The following is a 13,309-nucleotide window of genomic DNA, read 5'->3' as shown; positions in this document are numbered from 1 at the left end:
TGTTGATGAGAGCTCCGGTAAATTAATATTTCTCACATTTTAATATTATTTACCACTCGGTTTCATCTAATTATTATTTTCTGTGACCAGCGTCCCCCAGTCTGTCCGAGTCGACTCCACGCTACCATATTTGTGTATTACAAGACTACCTAAATCAACACCCTCACTCCCTGATTTAGACACGCGACAGCGACATCACTATATCGTACAAAACTACAATTTTACTTCCTTAAAATTATCCTGATTATCTAAAAACCAATTGTACGTCCGCTGGATCCCGTCGCGAAGTTCAACTTGGTGTTGCCAGCCCAAAGCATGCATTTTAGATACATCCATCAGTTTTCGTGGCGTACCATCTGGCTTACTAGAATCCCAACGAATCTCACCTTTGTGCCCCACAATTTCTTGAATACAAGACGCCAAGTCCTTTATCGTCAAGTCCTGACCTGTACCCACATTATAAAGATCATCTGGCAGAACGTTTTCCAACGCAAAAATAGCTGCTTCGGCAAGATCATCTACAAATAAAAACTCGCGTAGCGGTGTACCCGACCCCCACAAATTGACCGGCACATCTCCAGCCAACTTCGCCTCGTGAAACTTTCGAATCATAGCCGGCAATACATGGGAGCTGGTTAAGTCAAAATTATCATGAATACCATACAGATTAGTAGGCATCAGACTTACATAGTCCTTGCCATACTGTTTACGAACCGCTTCCACTGCTTTGACCCCTGCAATCTTGGCAATGGCATAAGCCTCATTCGTAGGTTCTAAGGTGTCGGTCAATAACGAGCTTTCCTTTAAGGGCTGAGGAGCAAACTTCGGATAGATACAAGAGCTTCCCAAAAAAATGAACTTATCCACCCCTGTCTGCAAAGATGCATCGATTAAATTATTTTGGATTTGCAAATTCTCCATCAAGAACTGATAGGGATAAGTATTATTCGCCAAGATTCCACCTACTCGCGCGGCGGCATCAATGACGATATCTGGTCGCTCTTCTTCAAAAAATGCATCTACTTGCTGTTGATTACGTAGATCGAGCTCTTTGCTGCTCCGGCCTATAATATTGGTATAACCTTTGGCGCGCAAAACGCGTTCGATAGCCGAACCTACCATCCCACGGTGGCCAGCGATATATATCTTTTTGTCCATGGTAAAGACGTTATTTTATTAAATTGTATATTACACCAAGTCTTCGTATTGCAGATTGGCGTTACATATGACCATCCGAATACATAATGTACATACGCTATATATCGGTTGTATCAGCGCCAGGTCCACTCCCATCTTGAGCAGGAACATTTTGAACAGCTTCCACAACGACTGACGGAAAGTGAAGTTCAATCAAATTGGGCGTAACTTCCTCTTGTTTTAAGTACAAAAAAGCTGCAGCTTTAGCATCAGATAACGCTTCGTGATGATTTAGGGCTATTCCCATGATTTCGCAACACAGATTAAGCTTAGTCTTTTTAAAACCCTTCTCTTTGTAGATCTTGCTGGTACACTCCCACATCACCGGCAGGTGCAATTCTCGATAATCAAGATTGTAGGATCTCATCGTCTTGGACAGAACCTCCCGGTCAAACTTCTCGTTATGTGCGACCATTTTCTGCCCCTTCAAGAGCTCCTTAATCTTAGGATAAATTTCTTCAAAGCTAGGCGCATCTGCAGTATTCTTGGCCTTGATACCATGTACACGTGTAGTCTGCCACATATACTCATTGCGAGGAGGCTTGACCAAACTGTAGAATTCATCTGTAATAACGCCATTTTCGACACAGACAATTCCCACAGAACATACGCTGTTATAGGCTGCTGTAGCCAACTCAAAATCTATTGCTGTAAAAGAATGTAAACCCATGTATGCTGCAAAGCTAGATAAACTTGCCTTGATATCCAACATATACCTGTGATGATGTGTGTTCTTATACCCTTATCCTCTATCACATTGGTAGACCATATAGATAAGAAATCGCGTTAAAAGAGCGAGAGACCTAGTACCCGTATTTATTTTTCCACTTCTCTTTAAGAGACTGTCTCAACTTGTCTTCAGCCGAATTTTTACCTGGATCATACAATAGCACCCCTTTGACAGCTTCAGGCATAAACTCTTGCTCTACGAAATTACCCGGGTAGGCATGGGAATATTTGTATTCGGTTCCATAATTAAGCTCCTTCATCAACTTTGTTGGAGCATTGCGCAGATGCAATGGCACAGAGAGATCTCCTGTCTGCTTCACAAGCGCCTGAGCTTTATTGATTGCTTCATAAGAAGCATTGCTTTTGGCCGAGCTTGCCAAATAAGTAACGGTCTGCGCAAGGATGATACGAGACTCGGGCCAACCGATGACATTCACCGCCTGAAAACAATTGTTAGCGAGCAGCAAAGCATTTGGATTCGCGTTCCCCACATCTTCAGAAGCTAGGATTAGTAGTCTCCGGGCAATAAAAGAAGGATCTTCTCCCCCCTCAATCATGCGTGCTAACCAATAAATCGCAGCGTTGGGATCGCTGCCTCGGATAGATTTAATAAATGCCGAAATAATATCATAATGCTGCTCACCCGTTTTGTCATATATAGCCATATTCTGCTGGACCTGTTTAAGCACAAATTCATTCGTAATCGGCTTAGACAGAGTCAGAGAGGCATTGACGACGAGTTCTAGGACATTAAGTAGTTTACGGGCATCACCGCCAGAAAGCCGCAAAAGTGCCTCATATTCTTTTACATCAATCTTATCTTGCTTTAGAAAATCATCTTCACGCAGCGCCATGTTGATGATACCGATTAGCTCTTCTTCAGTCAGGTGCTTCAGCACATATACTTGACACCGAGACAACAAGGCCGAAATCACCTCAAACGAGGGATTTTCAGTTGTCGCACCTATCAATGTCACTAGGCCACGTTCTACTGCACCCAATAATGAATCTTGTTGCGACTTCGAAAATCTATGGATCTCATCGATAAAAAGAATAGGTTGCTCTTGGTTGAACTTCATCAATTGACTGGCCTTTTCAATCACCTCACGAATATCTTTGACACCAGACTGTATGGCACTCAGGCTGAAAAAGGGTCGACCGAGTGATTTAGCCATTAAAAGGGCAAGGGTAGTTTTTCCCACACCTGGAGGCCCCCAAAGAATCATCGATGGGATATTACCTTGTTCAAGGGCATTCCGTAATACCGCCCCCTCACCTACAATATGTTCCTGCCCTACATATTCTACAATATTTTGAGGGCGCATTCGTTCTGCTAATGGAATTCGTGTTGCCATGACTAAAACAAACTTAACAGATTTTTCATGGACTTTCAACGGATAAGGATAACTTTACTTAATTTAGTTAAGTCTGGAATTAGAGAATTTATGAGCATAAACATACTGAAGGTAATCCCAATGATAGCCTTGACAATAGGACTGACGGCATTCAAGAAGGAAGTCTTTGCACAAAAAGAAGGCCAAGTCGATCCCTCGGGATACATAACGAAATACAACCCTGACTTTGCAGGAATAGGTCCGCAAGTCTATTTCTTGCCCCCACCTCGTACCATGGAAGAGATTCTCCATGATCAATACCAATCGAAAAGAAACTTTTCCGATACGATTGCTATAGCCCTAACCTTTCAGCGGTTCGTGACCGATTTCAAGCCAACGTCAAATGCAGCCAATCTATACCCCTTATTGACACCAATACCGTCCAATCCTGAGCAGTGGGAAACTATCATCCAACAGCACAAAAATGCGGAAAACCTACAGACTTTGTATGGATTATTGAATGAGTATGCGTTGAACTCTATCAAAAACGGGGCTTACACCAAGGCTTTAGACCAGCTACACGAAGCGCTGGCTGTCGTACAGCGTGCCGACAATCAAAATGACATGGCCATCATACAATTCAACTTGGCCAATTTATACCTGTTCAACCGAAAATATGAAGAGGCGGCCAACTTTCAAGAACAGTATTATAAAAAAGCGGTTAATAATAAAACTTACCTAGAGCAAGCCAACTCCCTTGTCAAAATTGCAACAATTCAAGCCTTTGATAGAGATTTTAAAGCTGCTGAGCAGACCATTATACGAAGAGCAATCCCCCTGTACAATAAAACTCGTTCATACGAGGGCAAAATATTGGCTTGGGAGCAACTGGCAATGATTTACCAGATGCAAAAAAAGCACACCCAAGCACAATGGTTCTTATTGCAAGCGCGAGAACTAGCCGAGAAAAAGAGTCTTCCCGGTGAACTTGCCGAACTGGAATACATGCTAGCGGAATCTAAATTCGATGACGGCAATCTCAAAGTTTCCAAAAACGAATTTCTAAATGCACGCATACTCGCAGAAAAAGAGGATAACAAACTCTTGCAACTGGCCGTGGAAAACAAAATTGGTGAGCTCTACATGAAACTCAAAGACTATAATTCGGCAAAGGAATCTCTTGAGAAATACTGGGCATTGCGGGCAGAATTGTTTAAATAACGAGCCTACTCACCATTTAGTACCTCCCTCAAAAAGAGCAATAGATGTTTCCATGAACGCCTTGCAGCAATTTCGTTGTAGTCCTTGGATGCAGGATTGGTAAAAGTATGCTTGCTGTCGGCGTAGTAAATCATTTGCCAGTCAACCTTGCTCTCATCCAGTTCTTGATGAAGGGCTTCGATATCGCTTTGCGAAACACTAGCATCTGCTGCTCCATGCAAAACCAAAACTTTGGTAGCTATTGGACCATTGGGTCGCATCCCCTTACTTAGTCCCCCGTGGATAGATACAGCACCAACGATAGGCAAACCTCCCCGAGCAGCTTCTAAGGCCCCTGTGCCTCCAAAACAATATCCTATAACGGCTATTTTTTGAGGATTTGCCCCCTGCTTAACCAATTGATCAAGTGCTACTCGAATCCTCCTTTGGTAAAGCTGATAATCCTGTTTAAACTCACCGGCGATTTTCCCAGCCTCGGATGCACTTTTCGGGGTTTTTCCCGTTCCATATATATCCGCCACGAATGCGATATAACCCGATTTGGCCAATTCTTCAGCAGCAGTTTTCGATTCTTCATCAATCCCCATCCAAGCTGGTAAGATCAACACCCCTTCCTGGCCAGAGTTGCCAGAACGAGCTAAAAGACCATCCAACTGCTGGCCACCATCATGATAGGTCACGGGAGTCGATTGTGCTGAAGTGACACCCGCCACCCCGATCGTCAAAACGATTAAAAACATTTTTTTCATCTGTATATAATTATTTCATGCGCCCATTACATTCCGCAGCCGTTTAAAGAAAGTCCGCTCACTTACAGCCTCCTATCATACTGTTATCTCGAAGATGCAAGAATTATCCGCGTAATGAAAACATCCGAAACACAGCTTTTGTTTGAAAGCGGAATAAGGATATGCCACAGATTTGTAAGTAAAGCTGACAGCTGATGTAAAATAGTTAGTATATTTATTTTACATAGTGTGTATATCATACATTTTTATCTATTTTTATCGTTTAAGAGTCGAACAATCTGTTTTGTTTAGCACAAATGAATTTTAACAACTATAAATTTATGTTCAAAAATCTAGTATTTGCTCTTTCTATCATTTCTATCGTTGCCTGCGGCGCCAAGCCTAGGGTCAATTTAGAGGAGGGAGAGGGAGGTTTAAAACCAACCATGCAGCACGAGATTATAGCGAAAGAAGTGGCAAATCTATTGGAAAACGTGAGTTACAAGAAGGTCCCCATGAACGATTCGCTTTCGAATCTCGTCTTTAACAACTTGATCAAATCCATAGACCAAGGCCGAAATTATCTGCTACAGTCGGACATAGACGAGTTTCAACAGTACAAAAACGAACTCAGCCAAGATTTTAAACAAGGAGATCTTTCGGCAGCATTTCACATCTTCAACATCTACACGAAGAGATATTTGCAAAGAATGACATATGCACTTACACAAATCGATGTACCTCAGGATTTCAGTCAAGATGAATCTTATGTTGGTTATAGAGAGAAGCTGGAGTGGTTCAAAACGGACAAAGAGGCTGAAGAGCAGTGGGCCAAACGTGTAAAGTACGACCTCCTAAACCTCAGACTGAGCAGTACCGGCAAAGAGGATGACAGTACCAAACAAAAGGAAACCCTACGTAAGCGTTACAATAACCTTCTCTCTCAAGCCAAAAAAACCAACTCAAACGATGCATTTCAACTTATTATGTCAGCGCTGACTGACGCTGTAGATCCGCATACGACCTATTACAACCCTTCATTTGCCCAAGCTTTCAACGAAGGAATGTCCAACACCTTCGAAGGCATCGGCGCCAGACTTATGATTGACAATGAAGCCGTTACCATTTCCGAGGTATTGCCTGGAGGTCCTGCATTCAAGGACAAGAGCCTACACATGAATGACAAAATCATTGCAGTAGCCCAAGGTGACAAAGGCGAATTTGAAGATATCATAGGCTGGAGATTGGATGCCGCTGTTGCAAAAATCAAAGGTCCCAAAGGTACGGTAGTACGACTCAAAATAATCCCTGCCGGTCAGGAGATGAGTACACAACCAAAAATCGTATCCCTAAAAAGAGAAAAGATAGTACTAGAGGAAGAATCTGCTAAAAAAGAAATCAAAATGGTCACCGGTGATGACGGCAAATCTTATAAAATAGGAATTATCAATCTCCCTAAATTTTACATAGATTTCGACGCGTACCGCAAACGCGACCCGAACTACAAGAGTACAACGCGTGATGTCAAATTGATACTTGACTCCTTGAAACAGGAAAAAGTAGATGCTGTAATCCTAGACCTTAGAAATAATGGTGGGGGCTCATTACAGGAGGCTATTGAACTGACAGGTCTATTCATAGACAAAGGGCCAGTAGTACAAGTCCGCGACACTCGCAATCGCATAGAGGTCGACAACGACGACGACGCTGGAATGGCATGGAGCGGTCCGTTTGGTGTAATCATCAACAGGTTCTCAGCCTCCGCTTCAGAAATCTTTGCTGGAGCCATTCAAGACTATGGTAGAGGGATTATTTTGGGTTCTCAGAGTTACGGAAAAGGAACTGTGCAGTCTGCAGTAGAAATGTCTCGTTTCATTAGCGCAACCAGCAAATTACTCTTAAAAGCCGAAGGAGAAAAAGACCCAGATACTCCGAATGGAGCACCAGAATTTGGCCAGATAAATATCACCATGGGCAAATTCTACAGAATCACAGGAAGTAGTACACAGCACAAAGGTGTAAGTCCTGATATCGCCTTCCCAACTCAATTTTCTGCCGAGAAATTCGGAGAAAGCTCTGAGCCGGCGGCACTTCCTTGGGATCAAATCAAGTCAAGCACCTTCTCCAAGGTGGCCGATCTAAAAGAAGTAAACAAAAAGCTAGAGGCTATACACAAGGAAAGAGCTGAAAAATCAGCGGAATACAAATTCTTGTTGGAAGACATTGAAATCTTCAACAAATTAGATTCAATTCCTACAGTGACCCTTAATGAGGCTAAACTAAAGAAGGAAAGAGAAGAGAACAAGATTAAGAATAGAAAACGCATCAATGCCGAACTGAAACTACATGGCAAGCCGGAATGGAAAGAGGGACAACCTCAACCAAAGGTAGACTTTGACTATGTCAAAGACGAAAGTGCCAATATCATGGTAGATTTCATTCGAAGCAAACAATAATCAAAAAAAGGCCCTCTTTAAAAAGAGGGCCTTTTTTTATTTCTTAAATGTCCATCGGACATAATTTATATTCTTATCATGGGCGAGGTACTTTCGCTCATAGTAGGTTTTTATAGACAAGACTTCGTCAACAAGGTCCGAGTGATAGAGATTAGTGGTTTCCGCTACCTTTGGTAGCCCAAGAAGGGAAATTTGTTCAAGAGTATAACCATAAAAGCCATCATTGTCAGTCTTCAGATTCATGAGACCATCAGGTTTCAGTATCGTTTGATAGCGCTCCAGGAAACGAGGATTAGTCAACCGCTTTTTCTCTCGACTATCCTGTGGCTGAGGATCGGGAAAAGTAATCCATATCTCATCAACCTCACCTTCCTCAAAATATTCCAATATCGTTTCGATTTGAATACGTAAGAATGCAACATTATCTATCCCATCTTCTAAGGCAGTCTTAGCCCCTCTCCAAATACGATTTCCTTTATAGTCAACTCCTATAAAATTTTTGTCGGGAAACAATCTCGCAAGATTTACAGAATACTCCCCTTTTCCACATGCGAGTTCTAAAACAATAGGGTGGTCATTACCGAAATGGCTGGAAGCCCATTTGCCTTTCAGCACCTTGCCTTCATCCAACTGAAGAACATTTTTAAATGTGCCAACTTCGGCAAACTTCCTTAATTTATCTTTTCCCATTTTTAAAAAAATATGGGCAAAAATAACGTTAAAATAATAGAAGTCAAATGTTAAAGCCAAAGAAAGTGAAGCAACTAATAAGTCTCACTACCAGGAGGGATCCCGAAGTGGTCTTGCTCTTCTTCGATTATAGGTTTGATTTTTTTACTTTTTTTCTGCTTAGGGCGAATAAAATCTGCTGCTTTTCCTACCAATTCGGATATCTTATCCTTATTTACCTGCCCCAAAGCCGTCTCTGAGGCAACCAGGACTAGTGCTTTTTTTAGCCAACCCGCTTTTTTCAAAAATAATCTATTCAATATAAAAGGGACGCCTACTCGCATAGCTTTATTGAGCCAACCATTCTGCCCATCGTCTTCCACTCCCAATTTGGCTTTCGGTGCTGAAAATAGCTGTGTGAACATATTCACTCCAGGGATGCGAGAGGTAAATGTCCTGATAAAACGAATAGGTGCTTCAATTTTTCTATTGAGCAAAGTATATTGATCTTTTAGATAAACCTCCTGCTCGAACTTCAAAGCATTTAGTCGGGCTATTTCAGCCCTTAATTCCGTAATGTTATTTATTTTCGAAGCTTTCCTCATGTTTCTTTTCATTTTCAGGTTGCGTATCATCGTCTTCCTCATTCCACTTACCCAAGAGCTTTCTAATAGAGAGATCCATAAATTTGGCTTCAAGCTTAGTTTCTGTCACACACACGATTACGATGAGGAGAATAAAAATACCCCCAGTGGTCAAAAAGCCTAAAGCATAACTATTCATCATCTCCCCCAAAAAAAAGGCAAAGGCCATACTTAAAAAAAACACAACGAACAGCGTCAAGATAAGCTTGCTGACGTCCAATACCAAGCTCCCAATCATACGAGAACCACGAGCAATCGCTTTAAGCTTAAGTAACTCTATTTGCGCGTCTATATATTCTTTACCTTTCTGAACAGTACCAGAAAGCGAAAATTTTTGTTCTTCATCCATATGCATATTATTTTTTTCAAGAAAGATGTCCAAAAAGCTTCCATCCAACCTATTCTATCACATTTACCACAGCCACTGTAAGAACTTGGGAGAGCTATAGTTCCTGTGAGGACCATCAATTGGTGATTACGCTTTTAGACATTCTTTCCAATTCATTCTGCAAAAGCTAAATGCTCTTTTACCGCTGTTATGCATGCTCTTCCAACTCGCCTTCGATAGAGCGACCAGTTTTCCCAACTTTCGATTTTACTGCCGCAACCACCTTCTCTTTAAAGTCATTCAATTGATCAAACTGCTCTTCAGCCCTTTCTTTGATTGCATCTCCAAGATCAGAAAGAGACTCATTGAGTTTGTCCCTTGTCTCCGATCCTTTTTCAGGAGCAAACAAAACACCAAGAACTGCTCCTGCGGCTAATCCTGCCAATAGAGCTGCGACGATCTTACCGTTATCTTTCATATTCTCTAATTTAAATTGCAATTAATGATTCTGATATTACTTATTAAACAAATGAAATAGCAAAACGTTTGCCAAAGACTCATATTTCACGACTTCGTGCCACTATTTCCCTGCTCTTCAATCTACAAATTTTATCGAAAGACAACAAGTTTATTTTTGCTTTCCGCTCTTGATTTTTTTGTTCCCCTTTATTTTAGTAATTTTAAATCAACCAAACTTCTTAAATTATGCTCGTAAAGACCTTTAGCAGTGCCGTTTACGGAATTGAGGCGACCACTATTACCGTAGAAGTAAACATTTCAACAGGTACCAAATATTATATTGTAGGACTACCTGACAACGCTGTAAAGGAAAGCCTTCAACGTATCGAAAGTGCCATCAATTCCAGCGGCTATAAGATGCCACGACAAAAAATTGTAGTCAATCTGGCACCTGCTGATATTCGAAAGGAAGGTTCGTCATATGACCTTGCCATTGCGACAGCAATTCTCGCAGCATCGGGACAGCTTTCCAGCGACAACATGCATGCATATGTCATTTTAGGCGAACTCTCTTTAGATGGAAATATACAAGCGGTAAAGGGTTCGCTTCCGATAGCCCTACAGGCGGCAAAAGATGGATTTAGCGGCATTTTACTACCCGAGGTCAATGCGCGTGAAGCCGCCATTGTCGATAGTTTGGAAGTAATTGGTATTCGGACATTACACGATATCATCGACTTCTTTGAACAAAGAAAACATATCTCACCAACGAAAGTGAATCTTCAAGACGAATTCGACCATCAGATCAACAGTTATGACGTCGATTTTGCAGATGTAAAGGGTCAAGAAAATATCAAAAGAGCATTAGAAATTGCTGCCGCGGGAGGTCACAATGTCATCCTAATTGGGCCGCCTGGCGCAGGAAAGACAATGTTGGCAAAAAGACTGTCTTCTATATTACCGCCTCTTACTGTGGATGAATCCTTAGAGACGACCAAGATACACTCGGTATCCGGACAGCTCTCCTCCCTCTCATCGCTGATGACCATCAGACCCTATCGAGCTCCGCATCATACGATATCGGACGTTGCTTTGGTGGGTGGAGGCACAAATCCACAACCGGGGGAGATTTCGCTTGCACATAACGGCGTACTCTTCTTGGATGAGCTACCCGAGTTCAAGCGATCGGTATTGGAAGTGATGCGTCAACCTTTAGAATCCCGGACTATTACGATATCAAGAGCCAAGCTCTCGGTAGATTATCCCGCAAGCTTTATGCTAATCGCAGCCATGAATCCTTGCCCGTGTGGCTATTACAACCATCCTGAAAAAGAATGTATATGCGGCCCACACGTCGTACAGCGTTACCTTAGCAAGGTATCTGGACCGCTATTGGACCGCATAGATCTACACGTAGAAGTGACACCTGTAGAATTCAATGAATTGGCTTCCAGGCGACCCGCAGAAAAAAGCAGTGATATCCGAAAGAGAGTAATTGCAGCTAGGCAAATTCAGCGCGAACGATTCGACCGAGTAGCGAACATTCACAATAATGCGCAAATGAGTACAAAAATGGTACGTGAAGTTTGTCAAATAGACGACAACGGAAACTTACTTTTAAAAGCAGCTATGGAGCGATTGGGTTTATCTGCTCGGGCCTACGACCGCATTCTCAAGGTATCGCGTACCATAGCAGATATGGAAGGCTGTCAGCATATCGGGAATGAACATTTGGCGGAAGCCATACAATTTAGAAGTCTCGATAGAGAAAACTGGTCTACCTACTAATTACGTCTATTTCGCCATTCCTCAGGAGAAATATAATCCCCTGTGACTACGTCCATGACCAAGATGTCTTGACAGCTGGATTTGTCAATATAAAAATGGTAGTACGTCTCAAAGCGCTCTTCATTGTTATATCCCGCCGTAATGGCATACACTTCCTTTTCATTATAGGAAGTACTATCTATCAGATACGATATGTGGGTATTTTCGCCAAAAAGAGAATTCAACACCCCCTCTTGCACTTGAATCTCTTCCAACTGGGTCAGCGCCCTCACGGCAGCCTCTGCAGAGCATCCATTCGAAGATGGGACTGGCGAAATGGTTATTGCCTTTTTCGTAGAAGATTCAGTTCCAGAAGACGTACCCGTACGATTGCAACTGCACAGTACCAAAAGTAAAATCAGACATAGAAAACTGTAAGAAAACAAATGATGACGATACATGTCCGCTTTTTAAACTAAAACTGGCCTATGAAATGCTGAATAACTCCAGGATAATATAAAATAGTGATAACCAACCCCGCTAACGCTCCGAATAAATGCGCACTATGATTAATACCATCATTCGCTTTTTTAGACGCCCAAATACTATATCCCACAAATAATATGGCAAAGAGATACGCTTTCATCGGAATAATCATGAAAATACCCAACTCCACTTGAGGATTGAACAGGATAAAACCAAAAAGCACCGCACTAATCGCACCAGATGCTCCAAGGCTAAAGTATCCAGGATTGTTCTTTTGCTGTAGAATGGTAGGAATATCGCTAAGGACAAGGCTTAGAAGATACAGCACCGCAAACTGTGTGTGCCCCCATGCACTGCTAGCAACAAATATACTTTCCAAGCCAAACCCAAAGTAATAGAAGGTAATCATGTTAAACAAGAGGTGCCCCCAGTCTTTATGGATCATGCCGCTTGTCAAGATCGTATAGCCCCGTTTTTTGCGGTAGATGCTATATGGATGCAACATCAGCTTGCTATACAGCGCCTGATTGGAAAACGTATAGATACTAAGACCTATCGTGAGAATAAAAATAAGCGATGATACAGGCGATTGGATAAAATAAGCAATATTGTCCATGCCTAAAATCTGTCTTCTAACATAAATACATATAATTCTTTAGGTCCATGAGCTCCCAATACCAACATCTTCTCAATGTCCGCAGTTCGGCTTGGTCCCGTAATAGTGGTAATCATCGTAGGCAATTGTTCCCCATACTTTTGCTTCATACCATTTAGTGCGTGCTTGATATCCATCACCAATTGGGACGCTTTAGCAATCACGATATGAATCGGAGGGTAGATACTCAATCGTCGTCCCCCAGCATTAGCATTGGATATCATCACACTGCCATTACGTGCTATCAGAGCCTCACAAGCAGTAATACCAACCTGTGCATTCTCAAAGTCCACATCATTAGTGATGAGCGGAAATCCGTATTGGCCTAGAAGCTGTTGAATAGAGGTTTCCCACCCGTAGATTTTAGTCACATTATGCTGTTCGGCAAATGCAATCAGATTTTCGATGAGGTTTATTTCACCGTCACAATATACAAACCGACCAGAGATAGCTGTAAATTCACGCGCAAACGTGACGTCAAGAGATTCTTCCTCATCTTTATACAACGGAGAGTCCTCATATGTGGGATGAGGATTATCCTTTTTCTGTAAAAGTGCTTGACGAATCTTTTTAAGCATCTTTTCCTTGGCGGTGGTATTTTTGATATTCATACGCAGAATGGGGTATGTTTTTATA

14 protein-coding genes are annotated in these 13,309 nt (G+C 42.0%); 3 read left to right on the top strand and 11 right to left on the bottom strand.

Annotated elements, in window-relative coordinates; translation table 11 throughout:
- Positions 1–213 precede the first annotated feature (213 nt).
- The 3 genes from OQ289_RS00975 to OQ289_RS00965 form a co-directional block, all read right to left on the bottom strand.
- Entirely contained in the window at positions 214–1,158 is a 945-nt protein-coding gene (locus OQ289_RS00975; protein WP_270089005.1) for a GDP-L-fucose synthase family protein, read from the bottom strand.
- Positions 1,159–1,255: 97 nt separating this feature from the next.
- On the bottom strand, positions 1,256–1,909 hold the full coding sequence (locus tag OQ289_RS00970; RefSeq protein WP_270089004.1) for a 3'-5' exonuclease: 654 nt from the start codon (positions 1,907–1,909) through the stop codon (positions 1,256–1,258).
- Between the two features lie 91 nt (positions 1,910–2,000).
- Entirely contained in the window at positions 2,001–3,281 is a 1,281-nt protein-coding gene (locus OQ289_RS00965; protein WP_270089003.1) for a replication-associated recombination protein A, read from the bottom strand.
- Positions 3,282–3,371: 90 nt separating this feature from the next.
- Here OQ289_RS00965 and OQ289_RS00960 point away from each other — a divergent pair, with 90 nt between their 5' ends.
- Entirely contained in the window at positions 3,372–4,481 is a 1,110-nt protein-coding gene (locus OQ289_RS00960; RefSeq protein WP_270089002.1) for a tetratricopeptide repeat protein, read from the top strand.
- A 5-nt stretch (positions 4,482–4,486) separates the two neighbouring features.
- Here OQ289_RS00960 and OQ289_RS00955 read toward each other — a convergent pair whose 3' ends face one another.
- On the bottom strand, positions 4,487–5,230 hold the full coding sequence (locus tag OQ289_RS00955; protein WP_270089001.1) for a dienelactone hydrolase family protein: 744 nt from the start codon (positions 5,228–5,230) through the stop codon (positions 4,487–4,489).
- A 320-nt stretch (positions 5,231–5,550) separates the two neighbouring features.
- Between OQ289_RS00955 and OQ289_RS00950 the strand changes: the two genes are divergently transcribed.
- Positions 5,551–7,665: a carboxy terminal-processing peptidase gene (locus OQ289_RS00950; protein ID WP_270089000.1), complete on the top strand. Its 2,115-nt coding sequence runs from the start codon at positions 5,551–5,553 to the stop codon at positions 7,663–7,665.
- 36 nt (positions 7,666–7,701) lie between these two features.
- Here the strand turns inward: OQ289_RS00950 and trmB are convergent, their stop codons facing one another.
- From trmB to OQ289_RS00930, 4 genes are all read right to left on the bottom strand, one after another.
- On the bottom strand, positions 7,702–8,355 hold the full coding sequence (gene trmB, locus OQ289_RS00945) for a tRNA (guanosine(46)-N7)-methyltransferase TrmB (RefSeq protein ID WP_270088999.1): 654 nt from the start codon (positions 8,353–8,355) through the stop codon (positions 7,702–7,704).
- 74 nt (positions 8,356–8,429) lie between these two features.
- Positions 8,430–8,939: a hypothetical protein gene (locus tag OQ289_RS00940; RefSeq protein WP_270088998.1), complete on the bottom strand. Its 510-nt coding sequence runs from the start codon at positions 8,937–8,939 to the stop codon at positions 8,430–8,432.
- A complete protein-coding gene (locus OQ289_RS00935) occupies positions 8,914–9,327 on the bottom strand; it encodes a phage holin family protein (RefSeq protein ID WP_033563969.1) in 414 nt (137 codons plus the stop codon). The genes OQ289_RS00940 and OQ289_RS00935 overlap by 26 nt, the downstream gene beginning before the upstream one ends.
- 187 nt (positions 9,328–9,514) lie before the next feature.
- A complete protein-coding gene (locus tag OQ289_RS00930) occupies positions 9,515–9,784 on the bottom strand; it encodes a YtxH domain-containing protein (protein ID WP_033563680.1) in 270 nt (89 codons plus the stop codon).
- A 227-nt stretch (positions 9,785–10,011) separates the two neighbouring features.
- Here OQ289_RS00930 and OQ289_RS00925 point away from each other — a divergent pair, with 227 nt between their 5' ends.
- On the top strand, positions 10,012–11,553 hold the full coding sequence (locus tag OQ289_RS00925; RefSeq protein ID WP_270088997.1) for a YifB family Mg chelatase-like AAA ATPase: 1,542 nt from the start codon (positions 10,012–10,014) through the stop codon (positions 11,551–11,553).
- On the opposite strand, the gene OQ289_RS00920 is transcribed toward OQ289_RS00925, so the two are convergent.
- From OQ289_RS00920 to OQ289_RS00910, 3 genes are read right to left on the bottom strand one after another with little or no spacing between them, the layout of a single operon-like run.
- The gene (locus tag OQ289_RS00920) at positions 11,550–11,993 is read right to left on the bottom strand and encodes a hypothetical protein (protein ID WP_270088996.1); all 444 of its coding nucleotides are present in this window, start codon (positions 11,991–11,993) and stop codon (positions 11,550–11,552) included. The genes OQ289_RS00925 and OQ289_RS00920 overlap by 4 nt on opposite strands.
- A 14-nt stretch (positions 11,994–12,007) precedes the next feature.
- The gene (locus tag OQ289_RS00915) at positions 12,008–12,634 is read right to left on the bottom strand and encodes a rhomboid family intramembrane serine protease (protein WP_270088995.1); all 627 of its coding nucleotides are present in this window, start codon (positions 12,632–12,634) and stop codon (positions 12,008–12,010) included.
- Positions 12,635–12,636: 2 nt separating this feature from the next.
- On the bottom strand, positions 12,637–13,284 hold the full coding sequence (locus tag OQ289_RS00910) for a LutC/YkgG family protein (RefSeq protein WP_270088994.1): 648 nt from the start codon (positions 13,282–13,284) through the stop codon (positions 12,637–12,639).
- Positions 13,285–13,309 lie beyond the last annotated feature (25 nt).

Origin of the sequence: Sphingobacterium sp. SYP-B4668, assembly GCF_027627455.1 — a bacterium.
Classification (GTDB): domain Bacteria; phylum Bacteroidota; class Bacteroidia; order Sphingobacteriales; family Sphingobacteriaceae; genus Sphingobacterium.
The sequence above is the reverse complement of the archived record's forward strand: the minus strand, read 5'-3'. Positions and strand labels throughout refer to the sequence as shown.